Consider the following 19,541-nt stretch of genomic DNA (forward strand, 5'->3'; position numbering starts at 1 on the left):
CAGGTCCGTGGGGCCCGGCGCCGGGGAACGTCCGGCTCAGAACCTCTTGCCCGCCGCGCCTCCGGCCGGTCGCGCCGGTCGTGCCGTCGTCGCGGTGCGGCGGGCGTCACGGACGCGGGCGGCGGACGTGGACATGGGCGGGGTCCCGGGGTGCGGAGTGCGGGGCTGACGGTGGCGGGGCGTGGCCCGCCGGGGCGGGCGGGTCAGGGTGACCTGACGTACGAGCTGCTGGAAGCAGGCCAGGGAGGCCAGGCCCGGCAGGGCCGCGGCCGCGATGTCGACGATCGTCCTGGGCGCCTGCAACACGCACAGGAGCATGGCGATGGACGAGAAGATCAGCACCACGCCCCAGGAGTGGACGGCGCGGCGCCGGTGCAGCGCGGACCGCAGCACGGACAGCGAGGCGACCAGCCAGGGACCGTAGACGAGCAGGGGCCACCAGGAGGCGATGCCGCCCTCCATACGGGCCACGGCCACGACGTGGAGGGGATCGTAGGCAACCATTCCGCCGAAGAAGCTCACCGAGGAAGCGATCACCGCGGTCAGCGCGGCGATGACATGACTGGCGGTCCGCAGGACGTCCGGACGCTTGCGTTCCCGGATCTTTCGATGGCGCCGGGCGACCCCCTTCAGGGGAGGCAGTTCCTCCGTGATCGCCTGGAGGTTCTCCAGGGGCGTGCTCGGGGCGGCCTCGGCGACCGGCGCCTCGTCGAGGGCGACGGGGACATCAGGGATGCCGGGGATGTCCGGCCGGTGCTCCTCCATGGCGTCCTGGAGCATGAAGGCCAGTTCCTCGGCCGGGTCCCAGGTCGCGTCCGGCGGCTCCAGGGGAGAGGTGAAGAACTCCGCCGGACCCCGGTGCCGCCCGGTGCCCGCCCCCTGGTATCCGCCCACATGGCCGGAATAGCCCGAAAAGCCCGAATAATCTGCCGAATGGCCGGAACGGCGATCGATACGTTCGTCGTACATGACGCGGCCGGTTATTCCGCTCCCGGGAAACGGGACCGGCCCACCGATCCGAGCCAGCGGCGGGCGAGGTCGGCTTCCAGCGTGCTCATCGCGTCCAGGAAATCCCGCAGCAGGGGTTCCGTCACCTTGAGGGCGACGGGGAAACCGCCTCTGGTCAGGGTCCCGTTGACGGTGGCCGACGAGTGCACGGGAGCGGGGAGGTAGGTGTAGGGGCCCAGCGCCACCGCGTGAGCGGCGACCGGGTCCCCTCGCTCCTGACCCCCGAACAGACCCCAGTACCCTTCCCTGGTTGCCTTAGTCATATCTCGACTAACGCCGTCCGACTTTCCCCGGATGCGCGGCAAATGGGTGAAGGAATTCCCTGATTAGCTCTATATGTGCGATCGGATGTCTCATCCGTACAAATGAAGAGACGGACATGGGGCGGTGAGCCGCCGTTCGGCGTGCGGCACGTCGACAGTACGTCCCTTCGGACGCATGTCACGGGTACCGACCCGCCGCGTTCCGCACGGGCGACGCGCCGGCCTGCGTCCCTCGGCCGCTAGCGCGGGATGTGGACCTTCCGCTCCTCGCTCGCCTGGTCGATCTCCGACACCCGTACCGTCGCCTTCATGGTCCAGGTGCCGGGGATCGGGAGATTGAGGGTGTCGGTGCCCCAGTAGCCGCCCCTGTTGGTCAGCGCGGCGTCGATGGGGCCGATGTTCCGTGCGGGCAGGGACAGGGACAGGCGCAGTTCGGGGACGGTGGTCAGACCGCCGTCCGGACCGTAGACGACGGCCTCCACCGCGTTCTGGCCGACGCGGCCCGGTTCCAGGGTGATCTGCACCTTGCCGTGACCGCCGGGGGTGCCGACGTCGAACGGGATGATCGTGACGGAGGCGCCCGGGACCCCGGCCACGGGCGCGGCCTGCGCCGCCTCGGCGGCCGCGCGGCCCGGCAGGGTGCCGGCCAGCACCGTGGTGAAGACCAGGACCGCGATGCCCACGGCGACCTCGGCCAGCACCGAGCGGCGCAGGGCGCGGCGGCAGACGTCGGGGGCGGACACGGATGTCTTCGTACCGGACTCCTCCGCCGGTGCCTTCCCGTCGGACGCGGCCGGGTCCGCGTCCGCCGTCACCAGCCGTGCCGTCCAGCGCCGGGAGTGGGCCGCCACGGCCAGCAGCAGCGCCACCACCACGAGTTTGACCAGCAGCAGCCGGCCGTACTCCGTGCCGGTGAGCGTGGTCCAGGAACCGAGGCCGCGCCAGGACTGGTAGACGCCGGTGACCACGAGGACGACGACGGCGCCGAAGGCGATCCGGGAGAAGCGCACCACCGCGGCGGTCAGCGCGGGACCGTCGACGGAAGGCGCCGAGGCACCGGCCGCCGTCCGGCCAACCGCACCGGCCGCCGCGCGAGCCGGACCGTCGACCGGAGCGGCCGAGGTCGCGGCGCCGTCCGAGGCCCCCGTGGCCGCAGTGCCCTCCAGGGCCGCGACCGTCGTACGGCCGCCGCTGCCCTCTGCAGACACCGTGACCGCCGCCTTCGCCTTCGGCTCCGGGTCGCCGTCCGGAGAAGCCGGGGGCGCTTTCCGGCGCGTGGCCGGTGGCGCGGCGCGTCCTGTCTCCGGCTCGTCCGGTGTGGCGTGCTGAAGGGTGGTCAGGAGGGCTGTCAGGCCGCCCAGCCAGACCGCCATCGCCAGCAGGTGCAGCACCGACGACGTCATCGCCACCGGAACCTGGATGCCGGCCGAGGCGTGCTCGGACCCCGCCCACGTCAGTGCCAGGGCGAGGGCCAGCGCGGCGCCCGCCGCCAGGTTCGCACGAGAGGGCTTCTCCTCCGGCGGGCGCCGGGACAGCCGTACGAGAAGGAGGGCCGCCGGTGCGAGCAGGGCCAGGCGGGTCAGCAGCACCAGGCCGGGGCGGCCGGTCAGGGTGCGGGCGAAGGCCGCGGGGTCGAAGGCCGACGCCGGACCGGTCCCGGTCTCGTAGGGCGCCCGCAGCACCAGCAGGGCGAGCGTGGAGGCCAGCAGCGCCCACCAGCCCGCCACCAGCGGCTTGCGCAGCGGGCCCGTGTGCGGCGGGCGGCACAGCAGTGCGAAGGCCGCCGTGCCGATCAGCAGGGCGGCGGCGCCGTAGGAGGTGTAGCGCGCGAGATCGTAGAGGCCGCGGGTCGTGGGGTTCTCGGCCGGCCCGGTGTCGATCGCGGCCATCGTCGGGGACGGCTTTCCCACGGAGAAGGTGAAGGCGCCGGAGACGGGGTGACTGTCCGCCGACACCACCCGCCACGCCAGGGTGAACGTGCCTTCGCCGAGCCCCTCGGGGAACGCCACCCGGGCCGTGTCCGGACGCCCCGGCGCGTGCTGCGGCTCGCCCGTAGGCACCCGCCGCCCCTCGGGGTCGAAGAGACGGAAGGAGTCGTCGAGCAGGCTGACGGACTCGGTGAAGGACAGAGTGACCGTGCCGGGCGCCGACTTGAGGACGGTTCCGTCGGCGGGGTCCGCGCTCCGCAGTGCGGCGTGCGCCGAGGCGGGTGAGGCGCCACCGAGAAGGAGCAGGACCAGTACCGCGCCGAGCAGCGTCAGCTTCCCAAGTCGCCGCCGCCGTACGCGTCCACGGCGCACAGCGCCGTCCCGACCTTCGCCCCGCCGTCCGGTCACGTCACTTCTCCGTCTTGGCACTCGCCGGCTTCTGGATGGGTACGGACGAAGGCGGCGTTCTGCTCACCGAGTCTTGCCCACCGGGGATCCTCCGTGTCCTCCGGGGCCCTCCGGGATCCTCCGGCTGCGTCCCGCCGTCCGGCGGGCGACCATCGGGACATGGACGTCACCCTTCACCTCGCCCAGGACCCCGAGGCCGACGCGCTCCGCGGCCGCAGTCCGCTCGCCGCCCTGGTCGGCATGCTGCTTGACCAGCAGGTCCCGATGGAGTGGGCGTTCACCGGGACGGCGACGATCGCCAGGCGCATGGGCACCGACGACCTGGACGCCCACGAGATCGTGGCCTTCGAGCCGGAGACCTTCGCCCGGCTCCTGTCGGACAAACCGGCCGTGCACCGCTACCCGGCGTCGATGGCCATGGGGTCGACAGCGGGCGGGAGCTGCTGCGACGGCTGGAGGAGCTGCCCGGGTTCGGCAAGCGGAAGGCGCAGATCTACCTGGCGCTGCTCGGCAAGCAGCTCGGTGTGCGGCCCACGGGGTGGCGGGAGGCGGCGGGAGCGTACGGCGAGCCGGACTCCCACCGGTCCGTCGCCGACATCACCGGGCCCGATTCGCCGGCCAGAGTGCGGGCGCACAAGCAGGAACTGAAGGTGGCGGCCAGAGCGGCCAAATCAGCCACGACGACCAAGACAGTCAAGACGGCCAGGACGACCGGCACCGGCAGGTCGAGCAGGGCGGGCAAGGGGACGAAGTCTTCCGGGAAGTGACCGGGTGGCGGTACGCCCCGGGCGGGCCCCGCGGCGGACGTCAGCCGACCGGCCGGTCCCAAGTGGCGGTGGTCGCGCGCCCGTTCGCAGCATGGACCATGACCGAGCCACCGAGCAGCGGCCCCGCAGGCGCGGGGTACGACGATCGTCTCGTCCACGCCACGCGGGACCCACGGGACGTGCGGACCTCGCCGCCCTCGCCGCCCCCGCAGTACGAACCGCCGCTGGAAGGACCCCTGCACCTGCTGTCCCACGCCGCCTGGCAGGCGGTCCTCGCCACCGGTGCGGCGGCGCTGATCCTCGGCATCCTGGTACTGCTCTGGCCGGGCGCCTCCCTGCTGGCCGCCGGCGTCCTCTTCGGGATCTACCTGCTGGTCAGCGGCGTGCTCCAGCTGGTCTCCGCGTTCGGCACCCACAAGACGGCCTCGTTGCGCGTGCTGGCCTTCATCAGCGGCACCCTGTCGATCCTGCTGGGCCTGCTGTGCTTCCGCGGCGCCACGCAGTCGATCCTGCTGCTCGCGCTGTGGATCGGCATCGGCTGGCTGATCCGCGGCATCACCCTGACGATCGCCGCCGTCCACGACCGCGGCGCGCCCGCGCGCGGCTGGCAGATCTTCCTCGGCGTGCTCACCTTCATCGCCGGGATCGTGCTGATCGACTCTCCGCTGGCGTCGGCCGCGGTGCTCATCGTGCTCGGCGGGTGGTGGCTGGTGGTGGTCGGCGTCTTCGAGATCGTCACCGCCTTCCGCATCCGCGGGCACGCCGAGCACGTCCCCCGTACCGCGTGACCCGTTGTCCACAGCCTGTGTACAACTGTCCAACGGCCGGGACTCCGCACCCGCAGTCCTGGCATGATCTCCGCCGTCGCTCATCGCCGGCATCGCCGGCAGCTCCGTCCCCCGTTCCCGGTTCGCCCGGTTTTGCCGCGGCATTTCCAGCGCCGCACTCCGGTGGCCGGGCTGCGCCCGGAAGGTCTGGGCCGGTAGGCTCTCCGTGTGATCTTCAAGCGCATCGGAAACGGCCGGCCGTACCCCGACCACGGCCGGGAGAGCACCCGGCAGTGGGCGGACGTCGCGCCGCGCCCGGTCCGCCTCGATCAGCTCGTGACCACCAAGCAGCAGCTCGACCTGGAGACCCTCCTCGCGGAGGACTCGACGTTCTACGGCGACCTCTTCGCGCACGTCGTGAAGTGGCAGGGCGACCTGTACCTGGAGGACGGCCTCCACCGCGCCGTGCGGGCGGCGCTCCAGCAGCGCCAGGTGCTGCACGCGCGTGTGCTGGAGCTGGACTGAGCCTCCGGGCTTCGGGCCACCCTCCGGACCGCCGTTCGGCGACGGTTTGGACCTTTTGGGTTCAGCTGAGCGGTCACCAATGATCATCTAGTAGGAATCACCGCTCACGCGCATTACGCTGCGCCCATGAGCATGCTGACTCCCCCCGGCATGGGCGGGAAGTACCGGATCACGGGGAACAGATACCCGCGGATGCGCAAGCCCCGGCGGCGCGGCAGGCTCGCGTTCCTCGCCGCCGCCTCCGTCGCGGTGCTGGGCGTGATCGGCTGGGGCACGTGGCAGCTCATCGACGTCTTCACCGGCGGCAGCAAGGCCTCGGCGGCCAGCAGCGACTGCTCGACCAAGGCTTCGCCCACGGCGAGCCCGTCGCCGACGAACGCGGCCCGGGCGCTGCCCAAGCCGGGCCAGATCACGGTCAACGTCCTGAACGCCACGCCCCGCAGCGGCCTGGCCAAGCAGACCGCGGACGAGCTGAAGAAGCGCGGCTTCCGCATCGGTCAGGTGGGCAACGCGAACGAGGCGTTCGACAAGAAGGTCAAGGGCGCCGGACTGCTCCTCGGCCCGGCGTCCTCGCTGAACACCTCGCTGCCCGTCCTCGCCACGCAGCTCGCCGGGGCGGAGAGCCGCACCGACACCCGCAAGGGCACCGACGTGGACCTGATCATCGGCACCGGCTTCAAGGCGCTGACCCGGTCGGCGGCCGCCGACGAGGCCCTGACCGCCCTGACCGCCCCGCAGCCGGAGGCGACCACTCCGAAGAGCGCCTGCTGAGGTTCCGCGGCCGCCCGGCGGCGGGCGGTTGCCCGCGGGGCGGCCACAGGTGCTCCGGCTGAGGGACGTCGGGCCGTGAGCAGGAGCTACTCGGCGGCGCCGTACATCCGGTCGCCCGCGTCTCCGAGGCCCGGGACGATGTAGCCGTGCTCGTTGAGGTGTTCGTCGACCGAGGCCGTCACCACGGTCACCGGGGTGCCCGCCAGGTCGCGTTCCATGACGGCGACGCCCTCGGGGGCGGCCAGCAGGACGACCGCGGTCACGTCGTCGGCGCCGCGCTTGATCAGTTCCTGGATGGCCGCGACCAGCGTGCCGCCGGTGGCGAGCATCGGGTCGAGGACGTAGACCTGACGGCCGGAGAGGTCCTCCGGCATGCGCGTGGCGTACGTCGAGGCCTGGAGCGTCTCCTCGTTGCGGATCATGCCCAGGAAGCCCACCTCGGCGGTCGGCAGCAGCCGCACCATGCCGTCCAGCATGCCGAGGCCGGCCCGCAGGATCGGCACCACCAGGGGCCGCGGGTGGGAGAGCTTGACGCCGGTGGTCCGGGCGACCGGCGTGTTGATGTCGACCTGTTCGGTGCGCACGTCGCGGGTCGCCTCGTAGGCGAGCAGGGTGACCAGTTCGTCGGCGAGCCGCCGGAAGGTCGGGGAGTCGGTGCGGCGGTCGCGCAGCGTGGTGAGCTTGTGAGCGACCAGCGGGTGGTCGACGACGTGGAGACGCATGGGCCAAGAGTAATCGGGCCCCGATCCGGCCCGCCCGCCCGCTGCCCCATGGGGTGCGGCCCGGACCGCGCCCCGCCACCGTGCTCCGGCGTGGCATCAAACCCGCCATCGGGGGGAAAGTGGGAGTGACGGACTGGGGTGGTGAGCCGATGCCTGAGCGGGAACGGGAACCTGGCAAGGACCCCTCGCGGCGCGCGCGGCGGGAGACGGGGGACCTCCCGGAGACGGCCGGCGCGGTGGATGCCGACGCCGAACGGCGCCGCCGCCGGGCCCGGTTCCTGCGCGACCTCGCCGAGGCGCGGGCCCTGCGCGACCGCGTCCAGCCCCGCCGCGCCAGGACCGCCCGGCTGCGGCACGCCATGCGTATGCGCACGTTCCGCTGGTAGGACGCCACCTGCACCCGCACGGACGCCTCCGACGGTGGGTGTGCGTGGCCGCCGGGGGAAAGCCGCGTACGATCCGCTGGTGGCGGCAACGTGCGCGCTGGTGAGTCCTTTACCGGTGTGCGGTCAAAACTGCTGGACACAGGGAGCCGAAGACGTCCCCTGAAGGCCTTGTTTCTGCCACGATTCCGAGTGGGTGGGGCTCGGAGCCCAGCTCCCCCGCCCACAACCTCCGCCGGGGGGACCCCCAACCGGCACGCCTATGACCAGTGGGAGAGTCACGGTGTACTTCGCCGCACTGCTCGCGCGCACCGAAGACGGGTGGGAAGCGAGCGACACAGAGCTCGACGATGTGGAGACGCTGGCCGACCTGGCCGAGCTGGCCCGGGAAGCCTCGACCGACGACGACACGGTGCTCGTCCTGATCGAGCAGGAGGACGCGTGGTTCGGCGTGGTCCGCGTGGAGGGCGAGGACGACCCTCGCATCTACGTGTCCGACGCCGCCGCCGCCGCCCGCAGCTCGTACGGCGAGATCCTGCTCACCGACGAACTGCTCGGCCGGGAACCCGGCGACGACGGCCCCGACCTGGACTCCCTCGACCTCGACGGCACGGAGGAGGGTGAACCGGCCTCCGCCGAGGACGAGGAGGAGCCGTCGGGCGAGGCCATCACGCACAGCCCGCTGGGCGACGGCGGAATCCTCGCCGATCTCGGCGTCGGCCCGAAGGAGCTGCGCACCCTGGACCCGGACGACGCCCTGAACGCCATCGCCGAGGCCCTGGGCGCCTCGGAGGTCCTGGAGACCGTCCGCTGACCGGGCCGGACGCGCTGCGGACGAACGGGACTCCGGACCCGGCCGAGGTCCCCGACCCCGTGCGGGACCCCTGGCGGGCCGCGATGCGGCTCGCGCTGGACGAGGCCGGGCGGGCTCTCCCCGGTGGGGACGTGCCCGTCGGCGCGGTCCTGCTGGCCGGCGACGGCACGACCGTGCTCGGCGTCGGCCACAACGAGCGGGAGGCCACCGGCGACCCGACCGCCCACGCGGAGGTGCTCGCCATCCGGCGGGCCGCCGCGAGGACCGGGCAGTGGCGGCTGGCGGGCTGCACGCTGGTGGTCACGCTGGAGCCGTGCACGATGTGCGCCGGAGCCCTCGTGCTGTCCCGGGTGGACCGGGTGGTCTACGGCGCCCGCGACGAGAAGGCCGGCGCCGCCGGCTCCCTGTGGGACGTCGTACGGGACCGGCGGCTCAACCACCGGCCCGAGGTGATCGAGGGCGTGCTCGCCGAGGAGTGCGCCGCGCTGCTGACCGACTTCTTCCGCGGCCGCTGACCCCGGCCGCCGGACGGGACGGAAACGGATTTCGGGCCACGGCCCGGTGTGCTGTAAGGTCTCCCTCGGTAGCGTGTCCGAGCGGCCGAAGGAGCTCGCCTCGAAAGCGAGTGTGGCGCAAGTCACCGAGGGTTCAAATCCCTCCGCTACCGCAGATAGACGAAGGGTCCGACTCATAGAGTCGGACCCTTCGCGCGTCTCCGTCTCAGTTCCCGTCTCAGTTAGCCGCACGACGAGCACGATCCCTCGCCGCGACCTCGTACCAACAAAGGCGGGAGGCTCACACGCTTCGCACCCCGTCTACAACATTGCACTTCGGTCTACACCATTGCACTTCGTCCTCTTATGTGACCTTTCGTGCCACGAGCGCTAGGAACTCACGGAGCCCAACCCCCTGATGTCTTTGACCTACCCGCAGCGATCATGCAACGTATTTCCGTGGCCCCCGGGGCTTAGCCCGACTTCCTTCTAAGGAAAGTTGGGCTTCTTGCTGTCTGAGGCCCTACGAGCCCCGCGAAGGGAAGGAGGGCCACCGCAATCCCGCGAGGCCCTAGAAGAGGGGGCCTGCCCGCCGAAATCTTGGCGGGTAAAGGCGGACAGGCCCCCGGAGCCCACAGGGGACCTACTTTGACCGTACACATCGAAGGTGTGCGAATCGCGATCATGGTTATCGGATGTCTGATCGGTTATTTCGTGTTCAAGCACTCCACGCACGCGCGCCCTGGACTTCCCGCGACCCGCGGAGACATCGTCGAAGCCATCAGCGTGGCGTGCGCCGTGATCACCGTCTTGATGCTCCTCTTTGGCGACGTCGGCAAAGGCCAGCACAACGACAGCTCGGCACCGGTGGTGAACCCCACGTCGGTCTTCACCGCGCCGTCCTCCTCCGCCATGCGGAACTAGCCACGTGCTACATGCCGAACGTGCCCCGCCCCTGACAGGGACGGGGCACCCTACGGGCACTCAGCCGTCAACATCCCTCGTGCGCTCAGTCGGCCGCCAGATGAGTCCGTCAACCCGGCGCGCGATATCGCTGCGGACGGCGTCAACCATGTGCTGATACCGCGCGGCCATGGCCGTGGTGGACCATCCCATGATTCCCATAACGGCCCGCTCGGAGACTCCGAGGATCAACAAGACCGTGGCGGCGGTGTGCCGGGCGTCGTGCAACCGCCCGTCCCGCACCTTCGCGGCGCTCAGTAGTTCCTTCCAGTCGTCGTAGTCCGTTCGGGGCGAGGTGCCCTCACCCGTTGGGGTGGAAAACAGCCACCCCTCCTCCGACCAGTCGCTACCGGCCGCCGCTCGTTCGGTCTCCTGCTTGGCCCGGTGAGTCCGCAAGAGGTCCACAAGCTGTGCGGGCACTCCGACGGCCCTGCGTCCCGCGCGGGACTTCGTGTCGGCCGTCTCCGGGTTGGTCCGTTGGCGCTGTGGGCAGTAGCCGGCCTTCCTTCCGCACGTGTCGCCGCATCCGTGGGCATAGCGCGGCCGACGACGGCTCCGACGGACCATCAGGACGCCCCGTTCCAGGTCTACGTCCGTCCATTTGAGGCCGAGCGCTTCACCCTGCCGGAGTCCGAGGGCGAGGGCCACGGCCCAACGTGCGGAGTTCCGCCGTTCGTCCGCCGCACGCAAGAGCCGCTGCACCTCTTCGACGGTGTACGGCTCTACCTCCTCTTCTCGCACGCGGGGTGCCTTGGCGAGCTGGACGGGGTTCCGGACGAGGTGTCCGCGTCGCACCGCTTCGTTGAGTGCAGTGCGGAACGTCCGGTGGATCTGGTGGATCGTCCCCGCCTTGCGGCCGTCGGCTTGCATCCGCCCGTAAAAGTGCTCGATGTGCTCCGGCTTCAGCTTGTCGAGCCGGTGAGCGCCGAGGGCGGGAATCAGATGCTTCCGCACGGCGACGCCGTACCCAACCATCGTGTTCTCGTTGACGGTGAGCGGAGCGATGTTCTCGACCCAGTGCGTCAGCCACGTCTTGACCGTCCAGGGGCGGCCGGCCTTGCGGATGGTCTTAGCGTCGCGCTGCTTCTCCAGCTCACGGACGGCGGCCGTCACCTCGGCCCGCGTCTTGCGCTCCACGTGGCGGCGGTCCGGCTTGCCGTCTTCGCGGATCCCGACCGTCACCCGGCCGTGCCACTTTCCGTCCTTGCCCAGGTAGATGGACGACCGGCCGTTGGGCTGTCGGGTGCGCTTATTGTCCTTCGACTGCTCTGCCATTCGGTGTCCTTACGCGGCGGTGCGGGCACGGTGGTTGTTCGCCCGGCGGCGGGCGACGAACTGAGGTACGGCGTCAGCGGGCACCCTGCGGAGGTGGCCGACGGTGATGGACTCCAGCTCTCCGGAGCTGATGAGCCGGTAACAGACGGTTCGGCCGATCTGGAGGCGGCGGGCGGCCTCTTCGACGGTCAGCAGCACGAGGTCGTGATCTACGGCGGCAGCAATGTGGGCCGTATCCATGCCGTTGAAGCTCCTTCGTCTCGTGCGGAGGGCGTTGAACCCCTGGCCCCCCTCCCGGGAAGTCCGCTACTTCCGCTACCGCCGCTACCGTGCAGGTCAGGGGCCTGTTCGAGGTAGCGGGAAGGGGTAGCGGTAGCGGATGGGTAGCGGCTAGGTAGCGGCAACCGGGGCCGGTTGCCGCTACCGCGTTAGTGCTGGTCAGGCCGCGTTTTCGGTGCCGGGTAGCGGAGGTAGCGGACTTTCCGGGGGAGGGGGGCAGTAGCGGGCCCACGCGTCCCACAGATCGGCGCTGTAGTAGCCCTTCAGGACGCTTCCGGCGGCCTTGATGTTGCGGGAGGCGATCGGCTCGTTGTCCGCTGTCATGTACTCCGCGAGCAGCTTGGACAGGCGCCGGTTGTCGAGCGGCTTGCCGTGCAGGTCCGCCCACGGGGCATCGTCCAGGGCGTTGAGCCGATCGAGGATGGCGACGGTGGGCAGGCGATCAATGCCGACCATGACGTGATCACGCAGGTCGGTCAGCAGCCGGACCCCCAGACTGCCTTTGTCGTTGGCCTTGGACGCGGTCACCAGGGTCACGCAGGCTTCGCGGGCCCTGGTGGGCCAGGCGCCGCCGGCCGCGTCGGCGATGGCGAGCAGGGGTTCCCAGACGTCCGCCGGCCGGTCGGTCACGCCGTCGGGCATCTCGGGCCACGCCCCCATGACCGAGTCGCGGGCCTGCTCCGTCCACTGCGCGAGTCGGTCACGGAGCTTGTGGCCCTCTGCTTCGTGGAGGCGGGCGCGGAAGGCTTCCACGCGTTCGTTGCGGGCCCGGCGCCGCATCCGGATCACGACCGAGCGGGTCATGATCGTGTCCGGCAAGGCTCCGAGTCCGGCGACCGCGACTGCGCAGTACGACGGGAAGGCTTGCACGGTCTGGTTGCCGCCGTCGCCGATGCACCGGTACGTCACGCCGGTGCGACGGTGGCCGGCGTTGAGGAAGCCGCGCAGTTCCTCGTTGTCCCCCGCCTTGGGACCGAAGATCGTGTCGATCTCGTCGAACAGGATCGTGGGCCGCCCGTTGGGGTTGGACACGGACCGGAACAGGGCGGCGGCGGACGCGTTGACGGCCGTCATGGGCTGCGGCACGAGGGTTTCCACGACCTCCAGTGCCCGCGACTTGCCCGACCCCGGCTCGGGGGACAGGAAGGCGATCCGCGGGGTGGAGTCGAAGCAGTCGAGCAGGTGGGCGTGCGCGTCCCACAGCGCCACGGCGATGTAGGCGGCCTCGTGCGGGAAGACGTTGAAGCGGCGGTGGAAGGCTTCCACCTCGTCGAGCAGCGCGGCCCCGTCAATGGCGTTCATGCGGCGGCCCTCCTTTCTCGGGTGGTCGTGGAAGCTCCCGCGCAGCCGGACTTGTGGGCGGCGTACTCGGAGACCAGCGCGGCCACGGCGCGGGGGCCGGCGGCGGTGCCGGTCTGCCCGCAGGCGCAGGCGTAGGCGGCGGTGGGGGTGTCGCCGTAGCGCTTGGACCAGCGGGCCCCGTCCCAGTGATCGCGGTAGACCGGCGGGGCGTAGATGCGGATACCGGGCCGGGCCGGTGTCGGGTCGTCCGTGCCGTGGCGGGCCTCGTCGGTCCGGTACCGGTCAGAACGAAGAGCAGTTCGGACGCCCTTACGGGCGACGTCCTTCGGCTCGCCCACGGCCGCCGGGGGCGTGGCCGGTTGGGCGGCGCGCAGGCCGTCCGGGGTGGTGGTGATGCTCTTCAGGCGAGGACGGGCGCTCATGCCGCATCCCGCCTTGCCTGGTTGTGGGCGATGGACCAGTCCAGGGCGCTGCGGAGGGTGGAGCGGCACTCGGACGCGGACAGTCCGGCCGACTCGCCCCCCTCCTGAAGAGCCTGCTCGACCACCGACCGGGGGAGGTCGCCCCACGCGACGAACCGCCCAAGAGCCCGCGCGGCACGGAACAACGTCGTTTCCCGTTCGCCGACTTGGGCCGCGGCCACGTTCCGCGCCTCGTTGGCGAGCGCTACATCCGCGTATCGGCGGGATTGCCCCGTGATGGCCGTCGAGGGTGCCTGCGACGGCTTGGGGGCCGGTTGCAGGATGGCTTGCAGCCACGCGGGCAGTGCGGCCGTCTCAGGGCGGCACAGCGCTTCGTACGGTCCGGCGGGTGTGATGCTGCCGGCGGCGACGACGTAGCCGCCCCACGCGCGGGTGTCGACCGAATCGGCAACCGTGCCCGCGGTGTTGGTCAGCCGGACGCCGGACGGGGCGGTGAAGTACAGGTGTTGTCCGCCGCTCGCGGTCCGGGTGCGGTAGGTGGTGGGGACGGCGTGCCCGGCGCGCTCGCAGAGCGCCCCAAAGGTCGTCGCGCCGTCAGGCGCGTCCGAACTGCCCTTGTGCTCTGGCGTGTCCAGGTCGACGACCACCAGCCCGGAAGGGCCGGTGGCAATGCCGACGTTGAACGGCGCCCGCGACCACGCGGCGCGGATGCGATCCGGGTCGGTGGTGGCCCGCTGTTCCCACTTGCGGTGTCCGTGCTCGCACGGCCCGGTACCGGGGCAGGTCTTCTCCCCGTGCAGGGCGGGCCGCTTGGCGCCGGGGCGCAGGGGGAAGACGTGCCAGCCGCGGGCGGCGGCGTCCAGCGCTGCGGACAGCAGCGCTAAACGGTCGTCATGGGTCATGCTGGAGACCTCCAACAGGTCTGTTGCGGACTGGTTGGGCAAGGGCGGCCCCGCGATCTTTGGCGAGACGGTGGGGGCCGCCCTTGGCGTTGCTAGTGGTTGGTGGTGCGGGCGATCAGTCCGCGGGTGTGGGTGGTGGTGTTCTCCTGGCGGACCGGGCCGGCGTAGTGGTGGTGGTGTTCGGTGTGGGTGGCCTTGAGGGAGCGCAGGGCCGATCCGACGGCCGCCACGATGGCGGCCACGGCGGCGATGGGCAGGGTGACGAACAGGACGGACGCGAGGGAGACGGCGGCGAATCCCTGGCAGGCGAGCCAGACACCGCATCCGACGCCGACGCAGGCGGCGCCGACGCCGATGCCGGCGACGGCGGTGCCGGCGGCCCAGGCGGGAACGATCCGGTGGTCCGGCTGCGGGACCGGGGGCGTGCTGCCGTAGGCGGGCAGGGGGCTGGTGTCGCGGTACGAGGTCGGCACCTCGGGTGCGGGCCGGTACGCGTCGGCAATGATCCGCCGTGCCTCGGCCGCGGCCTGGTCGTCACTCATCCGGGCGTCCGGTCGGGCCGGGCTGGGGGTGGTCTCGGGGGTCATGCGGAATCCCTTCCGGTGCTTACTCAGGGAGGCGGAACCACCCCCTTGGGGGTGGGCTGTTGAGGGGTGTTTCGGGGGTCTGACCTGCGTGCCTCCCTGACTCCCTGAGCGATCATTTGCGCTGGTCAGGGCGAGGGAGGCGGGTCAGGGAGGCGTTCAGGGAGTTCTCCCTGTCTCCCTGGCCCGTCGGGGGTCGCCTCCCTGTCACTGGGAGGCGGAAGCGGAACCGTCGCTGTCGCGGTTGGTGAGGGCGCGGGCGACGCGGTCGCGGCCGACGACCATGCGGCCGTCGGACTTGTACGGCTCCGCGCCGGCGTCCTCCAGCACGCGCTTGAGGTCGCCGGGCGTCCACCGGCCGTAGGCGTCCGGGTCGAGCGTGGACAGTCGCTTGAGCACGTCGGCGGTGAGCACGCGCGGCGCGTCCCCGAGCACGGCGAAGATGTCGGCGAGCGGGTCACGCTCCTCGCCCCGCTCGATGACGCGCAAGGTGGCCACCCCGTCCCGCAGCGCCTTGGCCCGCTCCGCGATCTCAGTTGCGGTGTCGGTGTCGATGTAGTGGGTGCGGACGGTGATGGACGCCTGGCCGGCCGGGATCTCGATGCCGTCGGAGGCGACGACCAGGGTTCCCTTGTCCAGGCCCTGCCGCAGCAGGTGCGGAGCGGCCCCGCCGTCGACCGCCTTGTCTCCCAGCGCCATGCGGGACTGCGACTCGGTACCGAGGGCGAGGGAAGCGCGAGTGTGGGCGCCTTCCCGGACGAGCTTGGGGAGGTTCTGGTCGGTGGGGTCCTGCGTGCCCTGCCACAGCAGCACGTTCACCGCACGGCCCTGGTTGTGAATCTTCCGCGCGGCCGTGAAGTACCGGCTGGTGGCCTTGCTGCCTCCGTAGGGCCGCCTGTCCTCGTCCTTGGCCGGGCACATGAACGCCACCTGCGCCTCGTCGACCAGCAGGATCAGCGGCGGGAAGGCGGCACCGTCGGGGGCCTGGAGACGCCGGTTCATCTCCTCCACACCCCCCTCGACCATCTCGGTCGCCTCGATGACGTGGTCATCGGTCGGCCCCTGGATCAGGACGGTGGCGAGCCCGTCGAACATGGCCCAGTCGCCGGCGCCCTTGAGGTCGGCGATGCGGAATTCCACGGTGCGGTCCAGGGCGAGCCACAGCGCGAGCGCCCGCAGAGCGGCGGTCTTGCCCTGGTTCGACAGGCCCGTGACCAGGAGCATGCGCTGAAACAGGCTCAGCAGAGCCGCATCCCCGCGCAGGTCCTGCCCCCAGGGGGCGCGGCCCTTGGTGTAGTCGGCGGTCAGGGTGTCGTCGGTGGCCAGCGGGGACGGGCCGATCGGCTCGTCCAAAGCTCCCGAGTCGGCGATCCACAGCCGCACGGTGCGGGCGGCTTCCGGCAGGGTGATGAACACCTCGTGCTCGTGCCGGGTCAGGTTCTCCGCGAGCTTCCGGCGCCGGTTCTGCACCTCGACCGTGGACACCCCCGACGGCAGGGTGACGTCCACCTCGACGCCGCATCCGGCGATCCGGATGGGTCCGAGCATGGACGCGCCGGCGTCGCCCATCTCCTTGATGGCGTTCCGCAGCGCCGGGACGCCGAGGTCGCGCAGGGCCTTGACCACGATGGACGGGGTGATGGGCTCCCCCGCGGTGTCGCGGACGTTCACCGGGAGCGCCCACTGGGGTGCGGCTTGCTGGTGGCTGCCGACGGCCCACAGGGCGAGCAGGGCGAGGAACGGGCCGATCGAGACGAGCGGCCCCCACACCACCTGAACGATCGTGATCAACAGTTGGATGAACTTGACCACGGCCATAAGCGGGGTGATGACGTCAGTGGCGTCCTTGTTGGCGATGGCCAGGACGACGCCGAGGGCGACCAGGGAGCCGATGCCCATACCGGTGCCGACCAGCACACCCTTCGCGGCGTCCATCGGGGAGTGCAGGAGGTCCATGCGGCGACGGTGACGGGCCTCACGGAAGCGCTGCCCGCGCTCCTCCCACTCCGCCGCGGCCTCATAGTTCCCGGCCGCCTCCGCCGCCCGGAGCATCCGCTCATAGCGGGCGGCCGTGCGGCCGTCCCAGGTACGGCGGGCCACGATCCGCGCGCCACCGAACACGTAGAGGCCGTGCCGAGCAGCGCCGCGCGCGGCCGTCCTGGTCGTCTCGTGCGTGACCACCGTGCGGATGGCACGGCCCGAGCGGACCCACAGCGGCACGACCGGCGCGGTCGGCGGCTCGGGGACGACGGTGAGGGTCGGGCGGGTGTCGACGGTGGCGGGCGGGTCGGTGTGCTTGTGCAGGTGAACGACGTTGCCGCTCATGAGAGGGCTACTCCTGACTGCCCCGGACGGGGGCGAAGTTGAGGGGGGAGGCGGCGGGCCGGCCGGATCCGTGATGGATCCGGCCGGCGGTGCGGTCACCACCAACCGGAGGACTTCTTGGCGGACTTGGCGGCGGCGGCCTCGGTGACGATGCGCTGCCGCTCCGTCTGCAAGGCCGTGATCTCCGCGATCAGCCGGGTCTCCGCGCTGCTCCACGCGAACTCCAGGCGGCGGTCGGCGCGGTCGGTGCCCCGGCCGCGCATGACCCCGTAGGAGCCGCCGGCCATGGCCGCGACGATCGCGCGCCGCTCGCGGCTGTCCAGCGGCCACATCTCCCGCTCGCGGACCGCCTCCAGCTTCCGATTCGTCTTCTGGATTTCGCGGTCCAGGCGGCGGGTGTCGGGCTTGCCCATGTCAGGTGCTCCTCGGGACTTCGGAGTGGTCGGGGAAGGCGCAGGGAACGCACGTGCCGAGCGAGCCGGGGATGACGTATCCGGCGTCGCGTCGGCACTGCGGGCAGATGCGGCGGGCGGCGTTGGCCTTGGCCAGAGCCGCCCGCCGGGCCGGGGTCATGGGCCGGACCGGCTTGGCCAGGTCGACCCGGTAGAGGTAGGCGACCAGCGGTCCGCGGCGGCGGCGTGGCCGTTCGAGCTGAGCGGCCACGCCCTGACCACCCGGGCGCAGGCCACGGGCGCGGAGTTGTCGGCGGGTGGCGTAGCCGTCCGGGGCCAGGCGCCACCGGAACACCGGCAGCGCCCCCATCACGCGGCCGTCTCAGCCGTGGCGGCGCGGTCGGCGAGAATCGTGTCCCGCAGCATCCGGGCGTTGGCCGGCGAGGTGTGCACCTCGCGGCGGATGCCCTCGGCGGTCACCTTCGCGTCCGGCCAATCGGCCGTCACCGCTCGTGCCTCATCGAGCAGTTGAGCCGTTGTCCGCTTGGGCCGGGTCGACTTCGCTACGGCGGGCACACGGCCCGTGGCCCGTCGGGGTCGGGTCGATTCCGCGGCCACCGACCGCCGTGCGATCGGGGCGGTCGGAGTCGGCTCGATCGAGGCGAGCGGCTTGAGTGACACGGCCGGCTTCACGTAGTCGACCGGCACCTGATCGGGCACCGGCAGTCGCGTCAGCGTGATCGCGACCGGAGCCGATACCGGCTGGTCAGCCGTAGACCGTTTCCTCTCGGTCCCGGTGGATTCCTCCACATTCGCACTGCTGGTGTCTGCCGGGCCCATCGGGTCGGCTGCGGGTGCGGCGGGCAGATCGATCGGGGCGGTGAACATCGCGGCCAACGCGGCTTCCGCGCCGGCCGTCACCCGATCCCGCTGCACGTCGACCAGCCGCGCCCCCAACGAGTAGTCACCGGTGCCGACCCTGCGGGCCAGCTTCCACGACCGCTTCTCCGCCTTCTCCCGATCCTTCGCCTCGGGGTGGTTGGCGGCGACGGCCCGGTGATAGGCCAGCTCGCGGACGACGGCGGCCGCGCGGGCCTCGGCCTCGGCATCGCGGCCATCGGTGTGGACGACGATCCGACGCGCCAGGAACGCCATGCCCTCAGCCGAGACGCACATGCCCATGGGGGTGACGGCGTAGATGACGGTTCGGCCGATGTCGGGGCCCGCCGTCGCGGCCATCACGGACGCGGCGGCGGGCAGTGCCCACAGCCCCACCCGGATCGGCAGGGGTGAGGACTGTCCGAGCATGGTCAGTCCGAGCAGGACCAGGCCCAGCACGGCGGTGGCGCCCTCGCCGGCGGCGACCGCACCGAGGGCGGTCCCGGTGCCGTAGGCGTGGCCGATGTTGCTGAAGGTGCCGTATCCGCCGATACCGCCGACGGCGGCCATGATGGCGAACGCGGCCCCGAGCACGACCCGTTGCGAGCGGGTCAGTTCCTTGCGGTTCATGCCCTGCCTCCGATCGTGAGCAGGGCGGCGAGGATGAGCAGGGCGCCGCCGGTGTAGGTGAGGTCGACCGCGCGGCGCAGGCAGGTGAACTTGGCGACGGCCAGCCGGGACAGGCCGGCAATGTCCGCCGCGAGGTCCACGTCGTTGACGGTGGTGGTGATCTCGTCGGGGGTGAGGGTGGCCCACAGCGGGAAGCCGTGCCGGCCTCCCAGGTTCGGGCGCACCGAGCGCAGCAGCATCCCGGCCGCGGCGACCAGCACCGCCAGGCCACCCCCACCGACGATGGCGGCCGACAGGGTCAGGGGCAGGTCGCGGGCGACCGTCCAGGCGCCGGCCAGCACCGCGCCGACGAACGCCAGCAGCAGTCCGGTCTTGCTGTCCGTCCGCGCGATCTCCGCCTTCACCTCGGCGTGCGCGGCGCTCAGGTTGCGGCCGGTGTCGCTCACGCGGCACCTCCGGGCAGCATCGCGCCGGCCGTGCGGTTGAGCAGGGCGACGCGGGCGGCGAGCGCCCTGCGGCGGGCGCGGCGGATGCGGCGGGCGTCCAGCTCGGACGGCGTGCGGTCCAGCGTGATGATCTGCGCGTCCAGCAGGTCGACGTCCGCGAGGATCACGGGCATCTCCAGCTCGATCGCGTCCAGCTCCGCAGCCGTCGGCTCCATGAAGTCGGCGAACGCGGTAACAACGTCCTGAACAGTGACGATGTGTTCCATTGGGTCGTGTTCCTCTCGCATAGGAA

General features: G+C 71.7%; 23 protein-coding genes, 1 tRNA gene and 1 pseudogene. 9 read left to right on the forward strand and 16 right to left on the reverse strand.

Features of this window, described 5'->3' with window-relative positions:
* Positions 1-36: 36 nt before the first annotated feature.
* The 3 genes from CG719_RS22135 to CG719_RS22145 form a co-directional block, all read right to left on the reverse strand.
* Positions 37-894 carry a DUF2637 domain-containing protein gene (locus CG719_RS22135; protein ID WP_234375703.1) on the reverse strand — a complete coding sequence of 286 codons (858 nt, stop codon included), beginning with the start codon at positions 892-894 and terminating at the stop codon, positions 37-39.
* Between the two features lie 86 nt (positions 895-980).
* The gene (locus CG719_RS22140) at positions 981-1,271 is read right to left on the reverse strand and encodes a hypothetical protein (protein WP_234375704.1); all 291 of its coding nucleotides are present in this window, start codon (positions 1,269-1,271) and stop codon (positions 981-983) included.
* Between the two features lie 239 nt (positions 1,272-1,510).
* Complete coding sequence (locus tag CG719_RS22145; RefSeq protein ID WP_199836731.1) at positions 1,511-3,571, reverse strand: copper resistance CopC family protein; 2,061 nt, start codon at positions 3,569-3,571, stop codon at positions 1,511-1,513.
* Positions 3,572-3,766: 195 nt separating this feature from the next.
* On the opposite strand from CG719_RS22145, the pseudogene CG719_RS22150 reads away from it, so the two are divergent.
* From CG719_RS22150 to CG719_RS22165, 4 genes and pseudogenes are all read left to right on the forward strand, one after another.
* Positions 3,767-4,374: pseudogene (locus tag CG719_RS22150) on the forward strand (HhH-GPD-type base excision DNA repair protein).
* Between the two features lie 98 nt (positions 4,375-4,472).
* The gene (locus CG719_RS22155; protein ID WP_100570420.1) at positions 4,473-5,162 is read left to right on the forward strand and encodes an HdeD family acid-resistance protein; all 690 of its coding nucleotides are present in this window, start codon (positions 4,473-4,475) and stop codon (positions 5,160-5,162) included.
* A 207-nt stretch (positions 5,163-5,369) separates the two neighbouring features.
* Entirely contained in the window at positions 5,370-5,666 is a 297-nt protein-coding gene (locus CG719_RS22160; RefSeq protein ID WP_004943146.1) for a type II toxin-antitoxin system VapB family antitoxin, read from the forward strand.
* 150 nt (positions 5,667-5,816) lie between these two features.
* Entirely contained in the window at positions 5,817-6,437 is a 621-nt protein-coding gene (locus CG719_RS22165) for a LytR C-terminal domain-containing protein (protein WP_100570565.1), read from the forward strand.
* An 86-nt stretch (positions 6,438-6,523) separates the two neighbouring features.
* On the opposite strand, the gene upp is transcribed toward CG719_RS22165, so the two are convergent.
* Positions 6,524-7,159 (reverse strand): uracil phosphoribosyltransferase, encoded by a 636-nt coding sequence (gene upp, locus CG719_RS22170; RefSeq protein ID WP_100570421.1) that lies wholly within the window; start codon positions 7,157-7,159, stop codon positions 6,524-6,526.
* Between the two features lie 149 nt (positions 7,160-7,308).
* On the opposite strand from upp, the gene CG719_RS22175 reads away from it, so the two are divergent.
* The 5 genes from CG719_RS22175 to CG719_RS22195 all read left to right on the forward strand — a co-directional run bounded on the left by CG719_RS22175 (position 7,309) and on the right by CG719_RS22195 (position 9,774).
* Positions 7,309-7,545, forward strand: coding sequence for a hypothetical protein (locus CG719_RS22175; protein WP_100570566.1), 237 nt, complete (start codon positions 7,309-7,311; stop codon positions 7,543-7,545).
* A 280-nt stretch (positions 7,546-7,825) separates the two neighbouring features.
* Positions 7,826-8,356 (forward strand): tRNA adenosine deaminase-associated protein, encoded by a 531-nt coding sequence (locus tag CG719_RS22180; protein WP_100570422.1) that lies wholly within the window; start codon positions 7,826-7,828, stop codon positions 8,354-8,356.
* 83 nt (positions 8,357-8,439) lie between these two features.
* Positions 8,440-8,871 (forward strand): tRNA adenosine(34) deaminase TadA, encoded by a 432-nt coding sequence (gene tadA, locus CG719_RS22185; RefSeq protein WP_234375716.1) that lies wholly within the window; start codon positions 8,440-8,442, stop codon positions 8,869-8,871.
* 67 nt (positions 8,872-8,938) lie between these two features.
* Positions 8,939-9,023 (forward strand) — tRNA-Ser (locus tag CG719_RS22190).
* 475 nt (positions 9,024-9,498) lie between these two features.
* Positions 9,499-9,774 (forward strand): hypothetical protein, encoded by a 276-nt coding sequence (locus tag CG719_RS22195; protein WP_159024937.1) that lies wholly within the window; start codon positions 9,499-9,501, stop codon positions 9,772-9,774.
* 60 nt (positions 9,775-9,834) lie between these two features.
* On the opposite strand, the gene CG719_RS22200 is transcribed toward CG719_RS22195, so the two are convergent.
* The 12 genes from CG719_RS22200 to CG719_RS22255 form a co-directional block, all read right to left on the reverse strand.
* Positions 9,835-11,088 carry a tyrosine-type recombinase/integrase gene (locus CG719_RS22200; RefSeq protein WP_100570425.1) on the reverse strand — a complete coding sequence of 418 codons (1,254 nt, stop codon included), beginning with the start codon at positions 11,086-11,088 and terminating at the stop codon, positions 9,835-9,837.
* A 9-nt stretch (positions 11,089-11,097) separates the two neighbouring features.
* Entirely contained in the window at positions 11,098-11,328 is a 231-nt protein-coding gene (locus CG719_RS22205; protein WP_100570426.1) for an excisionase family DNA-binding protein, read from the reverse strand.
* Positions 11,329-11,526: 198 nt separating this feature from the next.
* Positions 11,527-12,669 carry a DUF3631 domain-containing protein gene (locus CG719_RS22210; protein WP_100570427.1) on the reverse strand — a complete coding sequence of 381 codons (1,143 nt, stop codon included), beginning with the start codon at positions 12,667-12,669 and terminating at the stop codon, positions 11,527-11,529.
* The gene (locus CG719_RS22215) at positions 12,666-13,091 is read right to left on the reverse strand and encodes a hypothetical protein (RefSeq protein ID WP_234375705.1); all 426 of its coding nucleotides are present in this window, start codon (positions 13,089-13,091) and stop codon (positions 12,666-12,668) included. Before CG719_RS22215 ends, CG719_RS22210 begins: the two co-directional genes overlap by 4 nt.
* Positions 13,088-13,993 carry a bifunctional DNA primase/polymerase gene (locus CG719_RS22220; RefSeq protein WP_100570428.1) on the reverse strand — a complete coding sequence of 302 codons (906 nt, stop codon included), beginning with the start codon at positions 13,991-13,993 and terminating at the stop codon, positions 13,088-13,090. The genes CG719_RS22215 and CG719_RS22220 overlap by 4 nt, the downstream gene beginning before the upstream one ends.
* 92 nt (positions 13,994-14,085) lie before the next feature.
* The gene (locus CG719_RS22225; protein ID WP_100570429.1) at positions 14,086-14,580 is read right to left on the reverse strand and encodes a hypothetical protein; all 495 of its coding nucleotides are present in this window, start codon (positions 14,578-14,580) and stop codon (positions 14,086-14,088) included.
* A 204-nt stretch (positions 14,581-14,784) separates the two neighbouring features.
* Positions 14,785-16,902, reverse strand: a complete 2,118-nt coding sequence (locus CG719_RS22230) for a cell division protein FtsK (RefSeq protein ID WP_100570430.1) — start codon at positions 16,900-16,902, stop codon at positions 14,785-14,787.
* Positions 16,903-16,997: 95 nt separating this feature from the next.
* Positions 16,998-17,315, reverse strand: a complete 318-nt coding sequence (locus CG719_RS22235) for a hypothetical protein (RefSeq protein ID WP_100570431.1) — start codon at positions 17,313-17,315, stop codon at positions 16,998-17,000.
* Between the two features lies 1 nt (position 17,316).
* A complete protein-coding gene (locus CG719_RS22240) occupies positions 17,317-17,664 on the reverse strand; it encodes an RRQRL motif-containing zinc-binding protein (RefSeq protein WP_100570432.1) in 348 nt (115 codons plus the stop codon).
* Entirely contained in the window at positions 17,664-18,803 is a 1,140-nt protein-coding gene (locus CG719_RS22245) for a conjugal transfer protein (RefSeq protein WP_100570433.1), read from the reverse strand. The genes CG719_RS22240 and CG719_RS22245 overlap by 1 nt, the downstream gene beginning before the upstream one ends.
* A complete protein-coding gene (locus tag CG719_RS22250; RefSeq protein WP_100570434.1) occupies positions 18,800-19,249 on the reverse strand; it encodes a Pycsar system effector family protein in 450 nt (149 codons plus the stop codon). The genes CG719_RS22245 and CG719_RS22250 overlap by 4 nt, the downstream gene beginning before the upstream one ends.
* Positions 19,246-19,515, reverse strand: a complete 270-nt coding sequence (locus tag CG719_RS22255) for a DUF6284 family protein (protein ID WP_100570435.1) — start codon at positions 19,513-19,515, stop codon at positions 19,246-19,248. The genes CG719_RS22250 and CG719_RS22255 overlap by 4 nt, the downstream gene beginning before the upstream one ends.
* Between the last annotated feature and the right edge of the window lie 26 nt (positions 19,516-19,541).

The organism is Streptomyces sp. CB01373 (genome assembly GCF_002803075.1).
Lineage (GTDB): Bacteria > Actinomycetota > Actinomycetes > Streptomycetales > Streptomycetaceae > Streptomyces.